At 36.8% G+C, this 21,150-nt stretch carries 18 protein-coding genes; 17 read left to right on the top strand and 1 reads right to left on the bottom strand.

Going from position 1 to position 21,150, the window contains the following annotated elements; genetic code table 11:
* Positions 1–129 precede the first annotated feature (129 nt).
* The 7 genes from PATL70BA_RS07775 (at position 130) to PATL70BA_RS07745 (ending at position 8,267) form a co-directional block, all read left to right on the top strand.
* Positions 130–1,272: a glycerate kinase family protein gene (locus tag PATL70BA_RS07775; RefSeq protein WP_125136841.1), complete on the top strand. Its 1,143-nt coding sequence runs from the start codon at positions 130–132 to the stop codon at positions 1,270–1,272.
* 11 nt (positions 1,273–1,283) lie between these two features.
* Complete coding sequence (locus tag PATL70BA_RS07770; protein WP_125136840.1) at positions 1,284–2,642, top strand: GntP family permease; 1,359 nt, start codon at positions 1,284–1,286, stop codon at positions 2,640–2,642.
* A gap of 159 nt (positions 2,643–2,801) precedes the next feature.
* Positions 2,802–3,653 (top strand): sugar diacid recognition domain-containing protein, encoded by an 852-nt coding sequence (locus tag PATL70BA_RS07765; RefSeq protein ID WP_125136839.1) that lies wholly within the window; start codon positions 2,802–2,804, stop codon positions 3,651–3,653.
* A 625-nt stretch (positions 3,654–4,278) separates the two neighbouring features.
* Positions 4,279–4,485, top strand: coding sequence for a hypothetical protein (locus tag PATL70BA_RS07760; protein WP_125136838.1), 207 nt, complete (start codon positions 4,279–4,281; stop codon positions 4,483–4,485).
* Between the two features lie 502 nt (positions 4,486–4,987).
* On the top strand, positions 4,988–6,037 hold the full coding sequence (locus tag PATL70BA_RS07755) for a rhomboid family intramembrane serine protease (RefSeq protein ID WP_125136837.1): 1,050 nt from the start codon (positions 4,988–4,990) through the stop codon (positions 6,035–6,037).
* Positions 6,038–6,047: 10 nt separating this feature from the next.
* Positions 6,048–7,808 (top strand): uracil-DNA glycosylase family protein, encoded by a 1,761-nt coding sequence (locus tag PATL70BA_RS07750; RefSeq protein WP_172596164.1) that lies wholly within the window; start codon positions 6,048–6,050, stop codon positions 7,806–7,808.
* 48 nt (positions 7,809–7,856) lie between these two features.
* Positions 7,857–8,267, top strand: coding sequence for an HIT family protein (locus PATL70BA_RS07745; RefSeq protein ID WP_125136835.1), 411 nt, complete (start codon positions 7,857–7,859; stop codon positions 8,265–8,267).
* Between the two features lie 90 nt (positions 8,268–8,357).
* Here PATL70BA_RS07745 and PATL70BA_RS07740 read toward each other — a convergent pair whose 3' ends face one another.
* On the bottom strand, positions 8,358–9,422 hold the full coding sequence (locus PATL70BA_RS07740) for an undecaprenyldiphospho-muramoylpentapeptide beta-N-acetylglucosaminyltransferase (RefSeq protein WP_125136834.1): 1,065 nt from the start codon (positions 9,420–9,422) through the stop codon (positions 8,358–8,360).
* Between the two features lie 142 nt (positions 9,423–9,564).
* On the opposite strand from PATL70BA_RS07740, the gene PATL70BA_RS07735 reads away from it, so the two are divergent.
* The 10 genes from PATL70BA_RS07735 to PATL70BA_RS07690 all read left to right on the top strand — a co-directional run bounded on the left by PATL70BA_RS07735 (position 9,565) and on the right by PATL70BA_RS07690 (position 21,130).
* The gene (locus tag PATL70BA_RS07735; protein ID WP_125136833.1) at positions 9,565–10,566 is read left to right on the top strand and encodes a LacI family DNA-binding transcriptional regulator; all 1,002 of its coding nucleotides are present in this window, start codon (positions 9,565–9,567) and stop codon (positions 10,564–10,566) included.
* 34 nt (positions 10,567–10,600) lie between these two features.
* Complete coding sequence (locus tag PATL70BA_RS07730) at positions 10,601–11,767, top strand: galactokinase (protein ID WP_243115992.1); 1,167 nt, start codon at positions 10,601–10,603, stop codon at positions 11,765–11,767.
* A 10-nt stretch (positions 11,768–11,777) separates the two neighbouring features.
* Positions 11,778–12,767 carry a UDP-glucose 4-epimerase GalE gene (galE, locus tag PATL70BA_RS07725; protein ID WP_125136832.1) on the top strand — a complete coding sequence of 330 codons (990 nt, stop codon included), beginning with the start codon at positions 11,778–11,780 and terminating at the stop codon, positions 12,765–12,767.
* Between the two features lie 24 nt (positions 12,768–12,791).
* Complete coding sequence (locus tag PATL70BA_RS07720) at positions 12,792–14,333, top strand: UDP-glucose--hexose-1-phosphate uridylyltransferase (protein ID WP_125136831.1); 1,542 nt, start codon at positions 12,792–12,794, stop codon at positions 14,331–14,333.
* Positions 14,334–14,621: 288 nt separating this feature from the next.
* A complete protein-coding gene (locus PATL70BA_RS07715; RefSeq protein WP_125138442.1) occupies positions 14,622–15,005 on the top strand; it encodes a RidA family protein in 384 nt (127 codons plus the stop codon).
* Positions 15,006–15,050: 45 nt separating this feature from the next.
* Positions 15,051–15,827, top strand: coding sequence for an ABC transporter ATP-binding protein (locus tag PATL70BA_RS07710; protein WP_125136830.1), 777 nt, complete (start codon positions 15,051–15,053; stop codon positions 15,825–15,827).
* A complete protein-coding gene (locus PATL70BA_RS07705; RefSeq protein ID WP_125136829.1) occupies positions 15,827–17,044 on the top strand; it encodes an ABC transporter permease in 1,218 nt (405 codons plus the stop codon). The genes PATL70BA_RS07710 and PATL70BA_RS07705 overlap by 1 nt, the downstream gene beginning before the upstream one ends.
* 9 nt (positions 17,045–17,053) lie before the next feature.
* Positions 17,054–18,088: a type I phosphomannose isomerase catalytic subunit gene (locus tag PATL70BA_RS07700; RefSeq protein ID WP_125136828.1), complete on the top strand. Its 1,035-nt coding sequence runs from the start codon at positions 17,054–17,056 to the stop codon at positions 18,086–18,088.
* A 12-nt stretch (positions 18,089–18,100) separates the two neighbouring features.
* Positions 18,101–19,441 carry a CCA tRNA nucleotidyltransferase gene (locus PATL70BA_RS07695; RefSeq protein ID WP_243115991.1) on the top strand — a complete coding sequence of 447 codons (1,341 nt, stop codon included), beginning with the start codon at positions 18,101–18,103 and terminating at the stop codon, positions 19,439–19,441.
* Between the two features lie 48 nt (positions 19,442–19,489).
* Positions 19,490–21,130, top strand: coding sequence for an O-antigen ligase family protein (locus tag PATL70BA_RS07690; protein ID WP_172596163.1), 1,641 nt, complete (start codon positions 19,490–19,492; stop codon positions 21,128–21,130).
* The last annotated feature ends 20 nt before the right edge of the window (positions 21,131–21,150 follow it).

The following is a 21,150-nucleotide window of genomic DNA, read 5'->3' as shown; positions in this document are numbered from 1 at the left end:
TCACCTTATTTTTGTGCTAAATGCACAATAAATAAGGTGATTTTTGGTTTTTAGACACTATATGTGTGATGCTAAAAGAACTATAATAAGCCTATTGTTTCAAGAGTTCTGAAAAGGAGAATGTTCATAATGAATATATTAGTAGTGTCAGATTCTTTCAAAGGAAGTTTAACATCGTCTGAAATTTGTGATATAGCAAATTCAGCAATACTAGCAGTAATACCTCAGGCAAATGTTAAAAAAATAGTTTTAGCCGACGGTGGGGAAGGAAGCGTTGAAGCTTTAGTCCTGAATACAGAGGGATCATTTCACGAATGCATTGTAACAGGTCCATTTTTTAAAAAAGTTAAGGCGGTTTATGGAATTTTAGGTGATTATAAGACGGCAATCATAGAAATGTCTAGCGCTTCAGGAATAATGCATGCAAATAAAGAAGAATTAAATCCTATGGTTGCAACAAGCTATGGAACGGGAGAATTGATTCTCGATGCAATGAAAAAAGGATGCAAAAAAATAGTCATAGGTATAGGTGGAAGTGCGACTAACGATGGAGGATTAGGTATGCTCCAGGCTTTAGGATTCGAATTTTTTGATGAGAAGGGAGATGCGGTCGGTCAAGGTGGTCAAGCTTTGATTAATGTTCGGTCTATTTCATCGACTAAGGTATTACCTGAAATATTCGACCTTGAAATACATGTAGCTTGTGATGTAAATAATCCCTTGATAGGCGAACAAGGAGCCACTAGAATTTATGGTCCTCAAAAAGGAGGAACTAATGAAATGCTAGAACTTCTCGAAAAAGGTATGATAAACTATGGAAATGTTATAGAAAATACGTTTAGTAAAAGCATTCTTAATTACCCAGGCGCAGGTGCAGCAGGAGGTATGGGTGCAGGCTTGTTAGGTATTTTAAATGGAACCTTAGACTCAGGTTTTAAACTAATAAGTGACTTAATTGGTTTAGAAGAAATAATAAATTCAAGTAAATTTGACTATATATTTACTGGTGAAGGTCAAATAAATCATCAAACACTAAATGGTAAACTACCTTTTGGTGTTGCTCAGCTAGGTCAGAAGTTTGGTATACCTGTTATTGCAGTTGCAGGTTCGATTGATAAAGGTTTTGAAGAGATGTATGAAAAGGGGTTGACGTCTGTATTCAGTATCATCAATCAACCAATGGTGTTAGATGAAGCCATTATCAATGCAAAAGATTTGTTATATCAAACGTATTTTAACATTGCGACACTCATCAATAAATCATCTAAATAGGAGGTAGTATTATGGTTCAGGGTCCATTTTTATTAGTAATTCTAGCATTATCAATTGTGTTCATTGTACTTGCAACAGCGAAATTTCATGTTCATCCCTTTCTTGCACTGATTATAGCAGCTTATGGTGTGGCTTTCTCTTCTGGTATGTCAGTGTTAGATATTGAATCAACAATTCGTAGTGGTTTTGGTGGTATCCTTACGTATATAGGTATCGTAATAATTCTCGGTACAATTATTGGTAAGATTCTTGAAAAATCTGGAGCTGCAATTGTTATGGCGGATTCAGTTTTGAAGGTAGTTGGTGAAAAAAGACCGGGTCTGGCCATGAGTATAATTGGGTATATTGTTTCTATTCCTGTTTTTTGCGACTCAGGGTTTGTAATTTTAAATTCTTTAAAAAAATCACTTGTTAAAAAATCAAAAGCTTCAGGAATTATGATGTCAGTTTCACTTGCGACAGGTCTTTATGCAACACACACATTAGTACCACCAACCCCTGGTCCTATAGCTGCTGCGGGGAATCTTGGTTTAGAAAATCAACTAGGTCTGGTTATTATGGTTGGTTTAGGTATATCAATCTTTACAATGTTAGCAGGACATGCCTGGGCAGTTTATGCTGGGAAAAAATATACTTCTGAAGAAGATACCCAAGTGATAGAAATGGATTATGAAGTGATTAAACAACAATACGGTAAGTTGCCAACTACTTTTAAAGCGTTTGCACCTATTGTAATTCCGATTTTGTTGATTACACTGGGTTCTATTGCTAACTTTCCAACATATCCATTTGGACAGGATGGCTTATTTACTATAATGATTTTCCTTGGTAAGCCACTTAATGCATTAATGATCGGCTTATTATTCTCATTTTCGTTATTGCCGAGTTTAAGTAAAGACACCCTTACAGGATGGGTTGGTGAAGGATTGAAAGATGCAGCAACAATTATAATGATAACCGGAGCAGGTGGCGCTTTTGGTGAAGTTCTGAAAGCAACACCAATTGGGGACTACTTGGGAACATCTCTAAGTACTTTAAGCATAGGTATTCTAGTGCCATTTATTATTGCAGCTGCATTAAAAACAGCTCAAGGATCATCAACAGTTGCTCTTGTTACAACATCTGCTTTAATAGCACCACTACTTCCAGCACTTGGACTGGCAACAGTATTTGGTAAAGTACTTACAGTTATGGCCATTGGTGCGGGAGCGATGACGGTTTCGCATGCAAACGATAGTTTCTTTTGGGTTGTATCAGAGTTTAGTGGTATGGATGTATCTACTGCTTATAAATCTCAGACAATGGCAACACTGATACAAGGTGTCGCGACAATAACTATTGTATCTATTCTGACGCTATTATTTGTATAATTAGTGAAATAAAAGTATCTTAATAAGATCATTTTAAATGATCCGTTCATAAGAATAAGTATCTCACATACAGATAAAGCTTGATGATTATAATATTGAGCTTTATCTGTAGTATAAAAGTTATAATTATACAAACTCAAACAATACGAGGTGATTAGGATGTATGAATTTCCAACAGAATTAGCTGAAAATATTGTACTTTTACTTAATAAAGTGACTTCAGAAAATGTGAACTATATGGTTGAAGGTGGATTGATTATTGCATCAATTCAAAAAAACCGTATTGGAACAATTCATGAGGGTGCTAAAAGAATTATGGCAGGTGAAATCGAGGAATTAGCAATCACAGCGGAGGATGCTAGTAAACTGACTGGTGTGAAGGAAGGTTACAATGGCGTAGTCATTTATAAAGGTAAAAATATTGGATGTATTGGCATATCAGGAAATCCGGCGAGAATGAAAACCCTCCAAAAAATGGCTTCACTTATAGTTCAAGAAGAATATGAAAAATTTTTAAGTAATATTGCGAAGAATAAAATAACAGAATCAATAGCAAATGGGATAGAAGAAATAACAAAAACGATAAAAGAAATTACAGATCTTAGTATGGAAAATTTTCATCAAATGCAAATAGTTGAAGAACAGTCAAACCATGTTGAAGGGAATCTTCATGACATAAATGGATTATTAATGAAAGTTAATCAATTAACATATCAAACAAAACTTTTGGGCTTAAACGCCTCTATAGAAGCCGCTAGGGCAGGTGAAGCAGGAAAAGGATTTAAAGTTGTTTCAGAAGAAATTGGGAAATTATCCGATAATTCAAACAAAGCTTTTGAAGAAATCAAGGCGATGTTAAATGATATAAAACAAAGTATCGAAGCTATTGCAAGTGAAATTAGAAAAAATACTATAGTTGCACAAGAGCAAACTTTAGCATTACAAAGTATTAACAATAGTATCATCAGCATACAAAGTGAGTCAAGTAAATTAATCGAGGATATTTCATAATTAGAATAAGCTACCTATGGATAACGCATGAATTTTAGCAGTAAAAAAGTCGAAAAGACTTTGGGCTCTTCAAAATATGCTTTTTCTGTTGATAAGTTGTTTTATTTAAGGATTACCTCCTGTGTTTTTTATTTTTCTTATGTAACTTTTTATTATACTAGTGCATCAATATGTGCTTTAGTTTTTATTATTACTAATGTCAATCCTGTTTATTTAGTTTTTAGTCTCTTTTGTTAGATTACTTTTTAAACATTATAATGAAAGTTATATTGGGTTATCAACAGAACACTTTGAATTTGAGATACAAAGGAACAAATACTTGAATAGTCTATTACTTTCACGACTTATAGGGTAACAGAAGTTGTGATTTTTTTGGACATGAACCTGATATTCGGATAATATAAATAATAAATACAAATTCGATATTTAATTATTGAAACTGTTTTTATACTCCCAAAAAAAAGAGCTTTTAAGCTCTTTTTTTTAGAATAAACCAGTAATCTTTAAATCATAAAAGGACTCTTATATTTTGAAAACGTTAGAAGTTAACGTTAACGTAAAATACTGTCGGATAAAGAAAGATACATCATGGGAGATGGCGCATCGTGGATAAAACTAGGAGTGGATGTGTTGGGACAAAGTGTCTTTTTGCCTTGATAAATTCCATCTAAACAAAGCAATTATAAGAGCTATAGGTCATCTTGGTGATTCAGCATCAGATACAAGAAGGGCAATCAATGATGATATAAGATATGAAGATAAAAAAGCAGTCAATAAAGTTTTCACATGGCCCTCGAGTGCTCAGATAGCGAGAGTAGAAGAGAACAGATAAGAATAGGGTATACATAAGCAATCACTGGGAAGACATAATAAGATTTAATAATGATGAATTTCCAAGGATGGGCTGTAGTGCTGAAGGTTAAGTGAGCCATCTCCTATCTTCAAGATTAAGTAGTCGTCCACTAGGATGGTCAAAGGAAGAAGTAACTAAGATGGCAAGACTTCGAGTCAATATTGCCAATGAGGGGTTTTTAGACGATGAATTTAGATATACTAAATTCTAGTAGCCAATATCCTAAATGGACTGGCTTTTTAAGTATGAAAAAATAATGGAAAAGTTATAATGAATTTTTAAACTATGGTAAGATGGATTTCAAAGAACTCATAATATCTTATTAGGATTTTTCTATCCTTACGCTTCCGACAGTAAATAAACGTGACTCGAAGTTATCTTTATTCTTGCCCTTTGGCTTAATATCATTTAATATGAGTATAGGTCTTTTAATACCTTTAGGATTGATTAAGGTATTGAGGACCAAAAGAGGTGAAAGAATATGGAAAAAAAATTATACAATCAGATTAATGACTATTTCAAGAATAGACAATATCAAAAAATTCCAACAGATATTGAAAACGTGGCTATGTATGGTATGTATGATAAGAGCAATCTGTATCTCATCAATGTGATAGAGCTTGGACCGGAATTTGCGCTTGATCCGGAACGATATCTGGAATATAAGCAATTAACAATGCAGCAATTTAGTAAAACAGAAGCAGACAAAGTGATATTGCTCAATCTCATTATAGCCAAAGAGACACAAGTCTTATATGATGCTTTTAATTTTGTACCGGACCTTAGTGAAAGATTTATTGATGTGGTTTGGTTCATTAATGAAAATACACGAAAGTTACAGATTCCAAAGCGCCAACTAAAAAACATACTCAATATCGATAAGGAAATCAAGAAAATACTCAATAATGAACAAACGACCTATTATAAGCTAAAACCAAGAAAAGGAACAGTCTGGATTACTTGGGTTTTGATGTCGATAAACATCGCTGTTTGGGTAAACATGGAAATCAGAGGCAGCTCTCTAGATCTTGAGACACTTATTGCGAGTGGCGCCATGAGTTTTCCCTTAGTTGTGTTAGACGGTGAGTATTACCGTCTGGTTACGGCCATGTTTTTACATATTGGCATCCTACATTTATTTCATAATATGTTTAGTCTTTATATATTTGGCTACCGTTTAGAGCGTTATTTAAAAATATGGCAGTATTTGGTGGTGTATATTGGATCCGGATTATTAGGTTCTTTGATGAGTCTGACAGGCGCATATATCACCGGGATGTACCCGGTTGCAGCCGGAGCAAGTGGTGCTGTGTATGGACTTATTGGCAGTCTATTGGTGGTGACCAATAAGATCAAGAAACCCATTGATGGGGTCTCAAGCTATATACTTTGGGTTATGTTTGGTATTGGTATCGTTTTCTCGATTCTGACGCCTAATGTCGATATATTAGCCCATGTTGGTGGCTTTGCCGGTGGGATTATGATGACCCATATATTGTTGAAACCGGCACAGAAAACGGATGTATTGTGAGGAGAACAACATGAAGCAGATGGCAATCAAAGAGCTGATGCGAGAATGCTCAGCCCATATTACTGAAAAAACCAAAGACATACATAGTCTCGTCCCTGGATATGGTAATGTAAACAGTAAAATCATGTTTATTGCACCTTGTCCATCGGCCAAAGAAGAAGCTACAGGCAACTTTTTTGAAGGTGGTGGAGGGGAAGTTTTTGATAGTTTTTTAGAGCAATTAGACATGAAAAGAGAAGATGTATACCTAACTTATGCGGTTAAATACCGACCCTACAAGATTAATGCCAAAACCGGCCGTATCTTATCTAGAAACTTGTTAGATGATGAAATCATGATGTTTACACCTTTTTTACACAGAGAAATTGAATTGATCAAACCGATGATTATTATCCCTCTTGGACCTACAAGTCATAGAGTGATGTATAATCTTGAACCGGTCAAGAGCGAAGATCTCGGCGTCAAGACGACGGTTTATATTCAGGACAAACCCTATAGCCAAATTGTGCTGCCACATCCTAGTGAAGCAGCATTTGTTGGTGCCACTCAATCAGAAGCACTTCTAAAGGACTTAAGTAGTTTTAAATCAAGTCCTGAGGTTGAGAAGCAAATGGAAGAAAAAATACCGATAAAGTCAAGTACACCAACAATAAAAGAAAAAGAAATGCCACATATAAAAAAGAAAATTATTCTGAAACAAAGAAAGCCAAGAGTTTCCGGTAAGAGAAAAGTCATCTTAATCTATGGCGGCAATAATTTGGCCAATGATCCAACCTTAGTTGCTGCTGAGAGAGTCAGTAGCGTTCTAACAGAGTTGAACGTCAGTGTGAAAAGACTGGATTTGCATCAAGACGGCTATAACATGGAAGATTTTTTTGAAGCCCTTAGTGAATCAGAAGGTGTTATACTTGCAACAACTGTAACATGGTATGGCATTGGTGGTCTCATGCAAAGTTTTCTGGATAAATGTTATGACAGTGGTCAATTTGCCTGTTTTGAAGGTGTTTACCTATTTGGTATCGTTATTAGTAAGCAAGCATATGAAAGAGATGCCTTAAGCCATTTATTGAAATCTTGGGACATCCTTGGTGGGGTTGAAGGCACAACGCTGTGTGCAAGTATAGAAAATTCTGCAGATCTTGAAACGGATAAAAACCTATTAAATGCTATTGATAAAAAAGCGGAAGATTACTATCGCGTATTAAATCAACAACGAAGTATTCTACCAACCAGTATCAGAGATAACAAAGTACTTATAAAGTTGTATGTACCAAATGATGAGGGGCAACAAGAAGTTGAACCGGAAGGTAAAACAATAGGAAAAGAGCTTGCTTTTGAAGGAACAGCCGGAGCAAAATCACAGATCTCCAATTATGACGAATTTATAGAAAAGCAACAGAAAGATATTGAAGATATTGCAAGTCTTTTTAAAGAACGTCTCTCAAATAAAGGCGGTTTGGTACAAAAAACTTATCCGGAGCTTTTTGAGTATAAATTCAAACCGGATAAAACTTTTCCGGATTGTATCATCAGTTGGGTCATAGAGGATAAAAAAAATGAAAGTTTTATTCTGGACTTCAAAAGTGTGAAGCTAAAGTCAAAATTCGGCACAAATCAAGAAGCCGATGTGATTATAAACTGTAACCATGATATTATGAAAAAAATAACAGAAGGTAGATTGACAGTACAAAGGGCTTTTATGACAGGTGAGATAAAAGCCAAAGGCAATTTTACCTTATTGTATAAACTGGATCAATTATTTGCGTTCTAGAATCTAATAAAGTTAGTTTAAGAAAAGGTATAATGAAAGGAGCATAAAATGAGTAAGTGTTTGTTTTGCAGTATTGCATCAGGGGAGTTGGATTCAGCAACCATATTTGAAAGCAGTGAGTTTCGGGTTATATTGGATAAATTTCCATCGGGTAAAGGTCACACATTAATATTACCCAAAGAGCATATTGAGAATATCTATGATTTGGATGGAGAGACGGCTGGTAAGATGTTTGCCTTAGCAACGGTTATTGCAAAAGCATTAAAAAAAGTATTAAAGTGCGACGGACTCAACATACTTCAAAACAATGGGATAGCGGCCGGACAAACCGTCATGCATTTTCATCTTCATTTGATACCCAGATTTGAAGACGATGGCATGAATTTCAAATGGAAAACCAAGGCATTTTCAGATGATCAGATGTTGGAACTGGTTTCAGAAATCTCTAAGGAAATCTAAAAATTTAATCATCATAAGCCCATAGAAAAGTACCGGATGCTCATGAATCATTCATAGGCATCCGGTACTTTTTATAATCTCTCTTTATTTTTAAGTCAATAAGCTTTCAAGTGTGTTTAGAATATGCTTGGTACCGTCAGCAAAAGCATATTCTGCCATTTTTTCTATAAAAATATGGGGGTGTTCGTGTAGAGCGAGAATAGATTCTATTAAGGTTTCAGAGGTTAGATTTTCTTGTTTTAAGACCATACTGTAGCCGAGTGCTTCAAAAGCATCAGCATTAAGAAGCTGATCACCTCTACTTTGTGTAGCAGGTAAAGGAACTAATAGATGGGGCTTCTTAAGTGCCACCAGTTCAGTAATGGTATTTGAACCGGCTCGACTTACGACAACATCAGCCATGGCATACAGATCAGCCATATGTTTACCAATGAATTCATATTGCCGATAACCTTCAAGGTAGTCATAGCTATGATCTATATTGCCTTTTCCACAAAGATGTACCACATGAAAGGTTTTTGTCAGTTCAATAAGGCTATCTCGTAGACAGTCATTAATACTTTGTGCACCGAGACTACCACCTGTTACCAATAAAATGGCTTTATTATGATCAAGTTGCGTATATGCATGCCCCTTTTGACCTTCACCAAGAAAAAGTTCGCCCCTTATGGGTGCACCGGTATGAATACCTTTTGAAGCCGGTATATGAGATAAAGTACTTTCAAAAGTGGTACATATTTTCACTGCAAACTTTGAAGCAATTTTATTCGCTAGGCCAGGCGTCATATCAGATTCATGTATAACAACCGGAACCTTAGCCAGCCATGCAGCCAAGACGACAGGTACAGTGACAAAGCCACCTTTTGAAAAGACCAGATTTGGTTTTAGTTTATGTATAAGAAATATGGACTCAAGGGTTCCGAAAAAAATTTTAAAAAGATCCGTGAAATTCTTAAAATCAAAATAACGTCTGAGTTTTCCGGAAGCTATGCCATAGTAAGGTAGTCCTTCTTTCTCAATAAGTTTTTTCTCGATACCTTGTTTGGAGCCAATATAATCCACATGGTAGTCTTTTTCCCTTAGAGAAGGTAATAAAGCTAAATGAGGCATGACATGACCGGCGGTGCCACCACCTGTAAGTATAATTTTATTCATAAGAACCTCCAAAGATAGTAATCTCTATTTATTATGAATAAAACAAGCTTGAAAGTCAATAGATATGCTATATTCCATATTGACAATAAAAAAGCAGATGTTATAATAAAAATAGAAAACCTTTTCTAAAAGGAGGCAAATCATGAAAAGAACTACCATACAGGATGTTGCACAGGCCGCAGGTGTTTCCATTACAACAGTTTCAAGGGTTATTAATAATAATTACCCTGTTAAAGCTTCAACTCGAAAGAAAGTTGAAGAAGCCGTTGATACACTTAAGTTTAAACCCAATCTATTAGCACGTAGCCTGATTCAAAATTCGACAAAAACAGTAGGTATTTTGACACCCTCTATAGAAAACCTTTTCTTTTCGGAAGTCATCAAAGGTGTGGATAGTATCTTAAAGGAAAAAGGATATACAACTTTCTTGTGTCATACAGAAGGTGAAGCCACCAACGAGGTGGAAGTGATTCATAGCTTAGTGGATCGTCGTGTGGATGGCATGGTTGTTCTTGACCCTAGAAAAGAAAATGTGGTATCAGGATATTTTGAAGAACTTGCCAAACGTGTACCTTTACTTTTAGTTAATGGTTATGCCCAAGGTACCGGATGTAGTTATGTTTTAAATGATGGCGAAGGTGGTGCCCGTATGGCCTTGAAATATTTAATAACAGAAGGATGTAAACGCATAGTTTTTTTGCGAGGCAAGAAAAGTCATTCCTATGATATTAAAGAAGAAGTCTATTTGGAATTCATGAAAGCCCATGGTATGGAAAGTCGCATTCTTAGAATAAAAGATGGGAATGATATCAAAACGGTGGAACAGGCTAAAGAAGCTGTAGCAGATTATATTCGGTCCGGTGAAAAACCGGATGCCTTGTTGGCTTGTAATGACTGGATGGCAGTGGGTGCCTTAAGTGGTGCCAAATCAGAAGGACTTTTGGTTCCAAAGGATATGCGTATTATCGGTTTTGACAATACCATCATATCCATGATTACTGAACCGAAGCTATCGACAGTCGATCAACAGATGACAAAGCTTGGTCAACTAGCTGGCAACCGCATTTACAAAATGATGACTACAAAAGATATAGAAAACCAAAAAACGTATCTGGAAACAAGACTGATGATTCGAGAGTCTTAGCAAGAGAATTATGATATAAGAAGAGGAGACAGGTATGAATAGTTCAATGAAAATATCCATGAAAGCATCTTTTGAATCCATCTATGGTGAAGGTGGGGAAATACGATACTATTTTGCACCGGGACGTGTGAATCTGATTGGAGAACATATCGATTATAATGGCGGATTTGTTTTCCCCTGTGCACTGGGTTTTGGTACTTATGCAGCGGTTCGATTAAGGGATGATGACAAGGTAAGCTTTGCCACTATGAATTTTGATACAAGGGTGACTGTAGATTTGGATCATATTTTGTACAAAGAAGAGGACAGTTGGACCAATTATCCCAAAGGGGTCATCAAAACATTTTTGGACTTAGGTATATCACTAAAAGGCTTTGAGGTACTATATTATGGCAACATACCTAATGGTGCAGGCCTATCTTCATCGGCCTCTCTTGAAGTCTTAACTGCGGTAATGATTAATGACTTATTTGAGTGTGATCTAGATAGGGTGGATCTGGTTAAGATGAGCCAAAAAGCTGAAAATGATTTTGTTGGTGTTAATTGTGGCATCATGGACCAATTTGCTGTTGGTATGGGTAAGGCTAATCATGCTATTTTATTGGATTGTAATACACTTAAATATGAATATGTGCCTTTAAAGCTAGAAGGTGTAAAAATAATTATCAGTAATACCAATATGCGAAGGGGCTTAGCTGACTCAAAATATAATGAACGACGTCGCGAGTGCGATAAAGCTGTTGCTGATTTGAACAAAGATCTGGATATAAGATACCTCTGTGATTTGGATGGTGAGACTTTTGAGAATAATAAACATTTAATTGAAGATCAAGTGGTCAGAAACAGAGCCGAGCATGCCGTATATGAGAACCTGAGAACACTTGAAGCAAAAGAGGCCCTTGAAAAAGGAGATTTATCGCGTTTTGGGGTTCTGATGAACAAGTCTCACGATTCTTTAAGAGATCTATACGAGGTAACTGGGGATGCCCTTGATACTATGGTAAATGAAGCACGAAAAATTGATGGCACCATAGGCTCTAGGATGACCGGTGCAGGCTTTGGCGGATGTACAGTAAGTCTGGTTAAGGAAGAAGCGGTTGAGCAATTTATAGAAAAAGTAGGTAAAGATTATGAAACATTAACAGGACTGACGCCTGCATTTTATGTAGCCGGTGTAGGTCAAGGTGCAAGCAGGATTTAAGGAGGACAATATGGCTATTTTAGTTTGTGGTGGTGCAGGATACATCGGATCTCATACAGTAGCAGCTCTAGTTGCAGAAGGTGAAACAGTGGTTGTTTTTGATAACTTAATTACAGGACATCGTAAAGCAGTGCCGGAAGAAGTAATCTTTTATGAAGGCGATCTAAGAAATGAAGTAGAGTTAGATCGTGTTTTTGCTAACGAAAACATTGATGCGGTCATTGACTTTGCCGCCTATTCTTTGGTGGGTGAAAGTGTGACACAACCCTTAAAATACTATGAAAACAATGTTTATGGGACATTATGTTTATTGAAGAAAATGGTTGAATATAAAGTGCCTCATATTGTTTTTTCATCAACAGCAGCTACTTACGGAGAACCTAAAGAAATTCCAATTAAGGAAGAAGACCCTACGTTGCCCACCAATCCATATGGGGAGTCAAAGCTGGTGGTAGAAAAGATGCTAAAGTGGGTAGGAGAAGCTCATGGCATTCGGTATACAGCCCTTCGATATTTTAATGCTGCAGGTGCCCACATAAGCGGACTAATTGGTGAAGATCATGCACCCGAAAGTCATTTGATTCCCTTGGTGCTTCAAGTGGCCAATGGACAACGGGAGGCAATTAAGGTGTTTGGTGATGATTATCCCACAAAAGACGGAACCTGTGTCAGGGATTATATCCATGTGACGGATTTGTCGGATGCCCATGTTCTGGCCCTTAGAAGACTCCAAAAAGGTGGCGACAGTAGAATCTATAATCTTGGAAACGGTCAAGGTTTTTCCGTCATGGAAGTCATAAGTATAACAAGAGCTGTGACAGGACATCCCATTCCGGCAGTTATAACAAGTAGACGAGAGGGCGATCCTGCAACTTTGATTGCATCGGCTGAAGCAGCTACAAAAGAACTGGGTTGGAAGCCTAAGTATGATACCATTGAAGACATTATAAAAACAGCATGGACTTGGCATCAAGCTCACCCTAAAGGCTATATGGATTAAATATATTAGAGTGAAGGAGCATACATGGAGACGATTAAGAAATACATTGAGGAACTTATTTTATTTGGTTTGCATCATAAAATGATTGAAGCTCTGGATGTACCTTTGGTACGTAATCAGCTGTTGGCATTATTAAAAGTGAATGAACCTTATGAAGGTACGGTTGGAACTATAGAAGATCAGACACCGACGAGAATTCTGGAAGGTATTCTAAATGAGGCGGTCTTACTGGGTATTGTTGAAGAAAGCCTTGTAGAACGTGAGATTCTTGACGCAAAGATGATGGCGACACTTATGCCGAGACAATCTGAACTTAATCGATTGTATACGAGGGTTAAAGAAGAAAAGGGCATTAAGGCGGCCACGGACTACTATTACCACTTGAGCCAGATGTCCAATTATATACGTACAGATAGAATCGCCTTAAATAAATACTGGCAGACCAAGACCCAGTATGGCAACATGGAAATCACCATCAATCTTTCCAAACCGGAAAAAGACCCAAAGGATATCGAGAAAGCGAAGCATCAGCCACAGTCCAATTATCCAAAGTGTTTTCTATGTCTGGAAAATGTAGGTTATGAAGGCAATCTAAATCATCCGGCAAGGAGTAACCACCGTGTGTTGCCCCTTAAGCTAAATAATGAATCCTGGTACTTACAATATTCACCCTATGTCTACTATAATGAACACGCCATCATTTTCAAAGATACCCATGAACCTATGAAAATTAATCTTCAAACCTTCAAACGTCTTGCAGATTTTATTGAGTGTATGCCCCATTATTTTATCGGATCCAATGCAGACTTACCCATTGTTGGCGGCTCCATCCTAAGTCACGATCATTTTCAAGGTGGTAGGCATCGTTTCCCCATGGTGGATGCCAAAGTTGTAAAATCTTATAAGCACTCAGATGTACCGGATATATGTTTGGAGTTATTGGCTTGGCCTTTATCCGTGATTCGACTATCTTCAAGAAACAAGTCATTATTGGTTCAACAAGCCTATGATATATTCAAACATTGGCAAGGGTATAGTGATCCTCATGCAAATATACTTGCATTTACAGAGACAAGTGAAGGCACTGTACCTCATAATACAGTAACACCCATTGCCAGAATGAATGATCGAGGTTGCTATGAGATAGACTTAGCTCTTAGAAACAATCGAAGAGACGAAAGACATCCCGAAGGTATTTTTCACCCACATGAGCATCTGCATCATATTAAGAAAGAGAATATTGGTTTGATTGAGGTGATGGGTCTTGCAGTGTTACCGGCCAGACTGGACCAGGATTTATCTTTACTAAGCGAAGTATTACGGGGTAAACATTCTATGGATTTGGTTAAGAAGAAGCTCCCCCATCACTATGCTTGGTTTGAATCTATTGTTTTAGAAGTTGGCCTAACCTGTAGTGAAGCAATGGCAAAAGAAATCTTAGAGAAAGCCATAGGCAATAGATTTGAAGAAGTTCTGGCGTGTTCAGGCGTTTTTAAACAAACACAACAAGGTCTTGCAGCTTTTAGCACATTTGTTGAAAGTATGGGTTTTGAAGAAATTGACTGAAAAACCAATATTTCATTCAATAGCTTAATAATTTCGTTTATTACAACAATGAAATGAAATGTTCATAATTATTTTACAACTTGGTCACTTTAAAGCCATAACTTTGTTCTATAATCATTTCATAGCATTGATAGCAGTTAGTTCATTTCATAAAACTCCCCTCATATAATATTTAAAAGAAAGAAGCTTTCCCCAAAAGCTTCTTTTTTTGTTGCGCAAAACGCGACAAAGTCGCTTTGTTCTTGTATAATTAAACAAAACAAAACTAATTTTGAAGGAGTGGTTATGATGAATAAAAAAAATATTACAACCGATCAAGCACCAGCGGCTATAGGACCCTATTCTCAAGGGATTGTTGTAGATGATCTTCTGTTTACATCCGGACAGTTACCGATTGATATCAAAACAGGGGTGATGCCAACGACCATAGAGGAACAAACAACAGCATCATTAACAAATGTGAAAGCGATTGTTGAAGCGGCCGGTTCAGGTATGAAAGATGTTATTAAAGTCATGGTATTCTTGAAAGATATGAATGACTTTGCAGCGATGAATCAGATTTATGAGACCTTTTTTGAAGCACCTTATCCATCTAGAAGTTGTGTTGAGGTTGCAAGACTTCCAAAAGACGCAAGTATTGAGATTGAAGCCATAGCACGAGTTAAGATATAGTTTTGACACCTTAACCTATATATATGCATTAAGGAAAGGAATATTATGATTGAGGTAACTAATTTTACAAAAGTGTACCGCTTGACGAAGAAGCAGATGAAAGAACAAAAAGTTAAAGACCAACAAAAAATTGCTGTGAATAACATTTCATTTACAGCAAATAAAGGTGAAATATTCGGGTTGCTCGGACCAAATGGTGCAGGAAAGACCACAACCTTGCGCACCATTGCAACTTTATTGAAGCCAACAATGGGAGAAATCAATGTTGAAGGCTATGATGTGGTGAAGGATGCCAAATCGGTTCGTAGTAGTATTGGTTTTTTAACCAACGAACTTAAGATGGAAACCCATTTTACACCGGATTATACTATGAAGTTTTTTGGACAACTTCATGGTTTAGATCTTGAGACAATCAAATCCAGAACAAATGAATTATTTGATTACTTTGGCATCACTGAATTTAGAAACAAAAAGATCGGTGAATTGTCCACAGGTATGACTCAAAAATTGGCGATAGCCGTTAGTCTGGTTCATGATCCTGCAGTGGTCATATTTGACGAACCAACCAACGGTCTGGATATTATTACAGCCAAGGCAGTAACAGAATACCTTCAAGGACTTAAAAATAAAGGTAAACTAGTCATCATATCCACACATATCATGACCGTTGCAGAAAAGCTGTGTGATAGAGTAGCGGTTATTATTAATGGGAAAAAAGTGGCCGATGGGGATATAGCTTCTATAACAGAAATGACAAGTACCACCAACCTTGAGGATGCATTTTTTGCCTTATATAAAGAAAATGTAAAGGAGGTACTGTAATGCTGTGGGTCATAGTGAAAAAAGAATTAAAAAGGGTCTTTTCAGACCGAAGATTGGTCTTTTCTGCCTTTATATTACCGGCAGTTGGTATTTATATCTTGTATTCTATCATGGGAATCATGCTTGGAGATATGTTTGAAGACAGAGATCAACATCAATCCCTTGTCCATGTCTATGAGGCGCCAGCATCATTTATAGATTATTACGAAAGCCAAAAAGAAGAAATTGGTATGAAGATGACCTTTGACCAAGAAGACTTTGAGGCGGATCTTATTGGCGTTAGAGATGGCAACATAGATTTAGTGGTTATGTTTGAAGAAGATTTTGACCAGAAAATTCAAGCGTATCAAACACTTGAACAGGTACCCGAAATAAAGACCTATTATAACCCGTCGGAAGATTATTCTTACCCGGCTAGGAGTAGATTTGTTATGCAACTCCTTGAAGGTTATGAACTTGCCATGTTAGGAGAAAGATTTGGCAATGAAAATTATGCCAAAGCTTTTATGGTGGATGTGACCAATGATGAAAGTGAAGTTATGGATGAGTCCAAAGCTATGGGTATTGGTCTTTCTATGATCTTACCGATGCTGATTGCTATATTATTATTTGCCGGTGCTATGGGCATTGGTTTAGATACCATAGCAGGAGAAAAAGAAAGAGGCACCATGGCAACCTTGCTCATGACGCCTGTTAATAGAGAAACCATCGCTATGGGTAAACTGATTGGTCTTGCAATTGTTGCTTTTGTCAGTGCGGCATGTTCTTTTATTGCAATCATGGCTTCCTTACCAAACGCTGGGGGCATGTTATCAGGCGGGAGAGATATTTCCATTACATCATTATCCTTCTCAGCCGTTCAATATCTACAATTATTAATTATTATGTTGGTACTGGTGGGCATGTATGTAGGTCTCATATGTATTACTTCTGTTAGGGCAAAGTCTGTCAAAGAAGCAGGCACTTACGTATCACCTATTTACATGATTGTTATGTTTGCATCTTTTTCTACCATGTTTACAACCGGTGAGCCAGCTTTGATGCAATTTGCCATACCGATACTGGGCAATGTACTTGCCATTAAGCAATTATTTATGTTCCAACTGGGGATGGATGCGTTTTTGCTGTCCACAATTGTATCCATTGTTATTACAGGGATACTGATTCTTATGATTACAAGATCCTTTAATAATGAAAAAGTTATGTTAAATGCATAAGGAGGCACTATGGGACCATTATTATTTGAGCCGGACCTAAAAGAACGAATCTGGGGCGGAGAAAAGCTGAAAAATCTTTATGGAAAAAAAACCCCATTTAAATATACAGGGGAGAGCTGGGAAGTTGCTTGTCATGAACATGGGGCCTCTATCATTGCAACAGGACCTTATAAAGGTCGTACATTATGCGAACTATTGCAAACTCATAGCCATCATATACTGGGTGAAGGTCATGAAAAAGGAAATAAATTTCCATTACTGGTAAAAATCATTGATGCGAAAGAGGATTTGTCCGTTCAAGTACATCCGGATGATACTTATGCTAAAATTATAGAAAACGGAGAACTTGGAAAATCAGAAGCATGGGTTGTCATGGAAGCAGATGAAGGTGCGAGGCTAATCATTGGTCTAAAAAAAGGGACAACCCAAGAAACATTTATAGAAGCTCTTAGAACCAACCAATTGGAACAGGTTCTTAATGAGGTTGAAGTAAAGCCCGGTGATGTATTTAATATACCTGCTGGCTTAATTCATGCCATAGGAAAAGGTATCTTGCTTGCCGAAGTGCAGCAAAACTCAGACACTACCTATAGAGTCTACGATTGGAACAGAATAGGCCTTGATGGTCAAAGTAGGGACCTTCATATAGACAAATCCAAAGAGACCATCGATTTTCTAGATTCATATTCAACCTTACCGGTTCATGGTTCTACGGTCGTTAGAGAAGATGCCAAGCATACTTATTATATCTTGAACCAATACTTTGCCTTAGAAACCATAGAAATAGATGGATCCGACAGGCAATTGAATGAAAACAGCTACGAAATATATATGGTTCTTGAGGGTTTTGGTCAATTAGAGGGTGATTTTGAATCTTTAGAAGTGAAAAAAGGGGACAGTTTACTAATACCTGCAACTTGTATAGCATATACTTTCACCGGTAAAATGAAGCTTTTAAAAACCTATGTACCTTCAAGTGTAAAAGACACATTAAAGAAACTTGAAGTAAAAGGCGTTCAAAAAGAGGCCATTACGATTCAATAGAAAAGGTGTTTTATGATAAATAAAGAATTACCAAAAGACGTTCATTATATACTAAAAAAACTACATCACCATGGGCATGAAGCCTTTATAGTTGGTGGGTGTGTGAGAGATCTAATGATAGGGAAAGTACCTAAGGACTGGGATCTAACAACATCTGCTGAACCGAGTCAAGTGAAGGCTTTATTTTCAAGAACAGTAGATACCGGTCTGGAACATGGTACAGTTACCATATTGAAAAATAAAGTGGGTTACGAGATCACCACCTATCGTGTGGATGGTAAGTATGAAAACCATAGGAAGCCTAAGGCGGTCGCATTTACAAAATGTCTGAAAGAAGATCTTAAGCGTAGGGATTTTACCATTAATGCAATGGCCTATAACGAAGAATCAGGTTTTGTAGACCTGTTTGGCGGAGAACGTGACCTTGAACTTGGCATGATTAGATGTGTTGGCGATCCGGATGAACGTTTTCACGAAGATGCTCTAAGGATGCTTAGAGCCATTCGATTTGCAGCGCGATTCGGTTTTGAGATCGAATCCGAAACCGGTAGGGCCATTTCATTGTTGTCTAAGCTCATCGAGAAAATTAGTGCTGAAAGAGTTAAGATGGAGCTTACTAAGATTCTATGTTCCAAAAATCCGGACTACATATCAAAGCTGGTTCATTATGGCCTAATGCCTTATGTGATACCTGAATTTATGCCATGTGTAGGGCTCAGTCAAAACCATGCCTATCATGTATATGATGTGGATGAGCATACCTATAAGGCATTGAAGGAAATAAAAAGAAATGAAGCTCTAAGATGGGCTATATTTTTACATGACATTGGAAAAGGTTACTCAAAATCAACAGATGATGAAGGCACAGATCATTTTTATGGCCATTCAAAAATCAGTGTGGAGCTCTCAAAAACAATACTTAGCCGTCTCAAGTTTGATAATAAAACCAAAAACCATATTCTCAAACTCATTGCCTACCATGACTACCGTTTTGAACCCAATGCAAAATCCCTTAGAAAAGCAGTCGCTCATATGGGTATAGATACGTTTAGGGATTATTTGGCCGTTCAGGAGGCAGATGTTCGAGCACAAGCCCCTAACAAGCTTCAGGCAAGGCTTGATGATTTAGATATTAAGAAACAACATTTTGAGGTCCTAATGGCAAGTAAGCACTGTTTAACCATACAAGATCTAAATATACGTGGCAAGGACCTGATGGATTTAGGTGTTGAAAAGGGTGAGAAAATTGGAATGCTGTTAAAAGCACTATTAGAAATCGTAATAGAAGAACCGGAAATGAATAAAAAAAAGCTGCTTCTTGAAAAAGCAGAAATACTAATACATAAGGGTTAGCCTATGAAAGTCTTATCTATAACCATTATAATATGGATGACGGTTTTTATGTTTTTACAAGGCCTTTATTTTAATCATACCCTTATGCTGGCCAATGTGATTGTCATAATCCTATTGTTTTTATGGCTTTTTCACAAAGGAAGCTTAATCCTACCAAAAGATATGACAAGTAAGTTTTTATTTCTTTTTTTAGCTTTACAAATTTTGGCTTATTTTACAGCACTTGAAAAAGGAATGCAAGTTTATGGTATATTTTTGGGCCTTTTACTCGTAATGGCTTATGTTTTAATTTATCAAGTCCATAACAATAATTTCATGAAGTATTTTAAATGTGTTTTTGTGATAAGTGTAATAGTGGGCGGTTTGATTGGTATTATGAGCTATCTGGGCTTTGAAGAACATCAAATTTCTTATGTCATTAACCATAGAATGGCAGGCCCGATTCAGTATGCCAATACTTGGGCAGCTGTAGTGTTTTCTGCGATACTTGTATATCTGACAATTGAGATGAAGACGTGGCAAAAAGTCATAGGTTTTAGTATCCTTGGAACAACACTTCTGATGACCATGAGTCGAAGTGTCATCCTAATATCATGTCTTATAATCGTTTATCTGTTGATAAAGAAAAAACTAAATAATGCCTTCTGGATGGGACTTTGCTTTTCTGTTGTCATCAGCAAGGTGCTTATTGGTTTCATAAACTTAGAGATGGTTTTTAGAAGGCTCACGCAAATGACGCCTAAAGTCAGCGAGTGGCAGACCCGCTTGTTGTACTATGAAGATGCATTACGTATGATCTGGGATAGGCCTTTTGGGTATGGTACGTTTGGTTACTATTACGCCCAACGTGCGTATCAAACCGGCTCCATGTACCATGTTAGATATGTTCATAGCAGCCTATTACAGGCATTTTTAGATATAGGTATACTTGGTGGTATGACATTAGCTGCTTTTATGATCTACATTATTTTTATTAAGAAATATGATGGTATGAATAAGTTGGTGGTTATGGTTTTATTGTTGCATAGCCTTTCGGATATCACCCTTCAATTTCCTTATATCTGGTTATTGATTATAATTTTTTCTACAACTAAAGAAGAGATAGAAAGAAAAGACTTTGTTTTAAAAAAGGGATTTAGTAACGTTGCAATACTGTTATTGCTTTTGCCGTGTATTTATTTTTTGATTGTTGAAATATCCTATTATAGGGGCAATTATGAAACGACTTTAGATCTATATCAAGGTCATACAGAGGGAGCAAGGAAGTATTTGCTTACCGAGGATAATCAAGATCAACAGATTACACTTTCCGAAAATCTGATTCGTCGTAACCCATATATAATTGAAGGCTACTTGGTTCTAAAAGATATAGCTATAAAAAAAGGCAATTACCCTTTGGCCGTTGAACATACTAGAACATTGGTGGACATAAACCCTTTGAATATTCATAGGCATGAAGCGTACAGCAGTGCCTTGCTTATGGCAAGTGAGTTTAGTATCCATAGTGGAGATGTTCCACAAGGCAGAATGTATTTGGAAGCAATCAGGACAATACCGGAAGCGTTGACAGTACTTGCAAAAGAAAAGAATACTCATTATAATATAAGACATAAACCCTATTTAGTAATGACGAAAAAGTTAAATGAAAATTATAATAAAGCTGGTGTGTTGCTGAGAGGGTTGGATTAAACAATGACCTTACTAAAAGG

The sequence above is a fragment of the Petrocella atlantisensis genome (assembly GCF_900538275.1).
Taxonomy (GTDB): Bacteria; Bacillota; Clostridia; order Lachnospirales; family Vallitaleaceae; genus Petrocella; species Petrocella atlantisensis.
The sequence above is the reverse complement of the archived record's forward strand: the minus strand, read 5'-3'. Positions and strand labels throughout refer to the sequence as shown.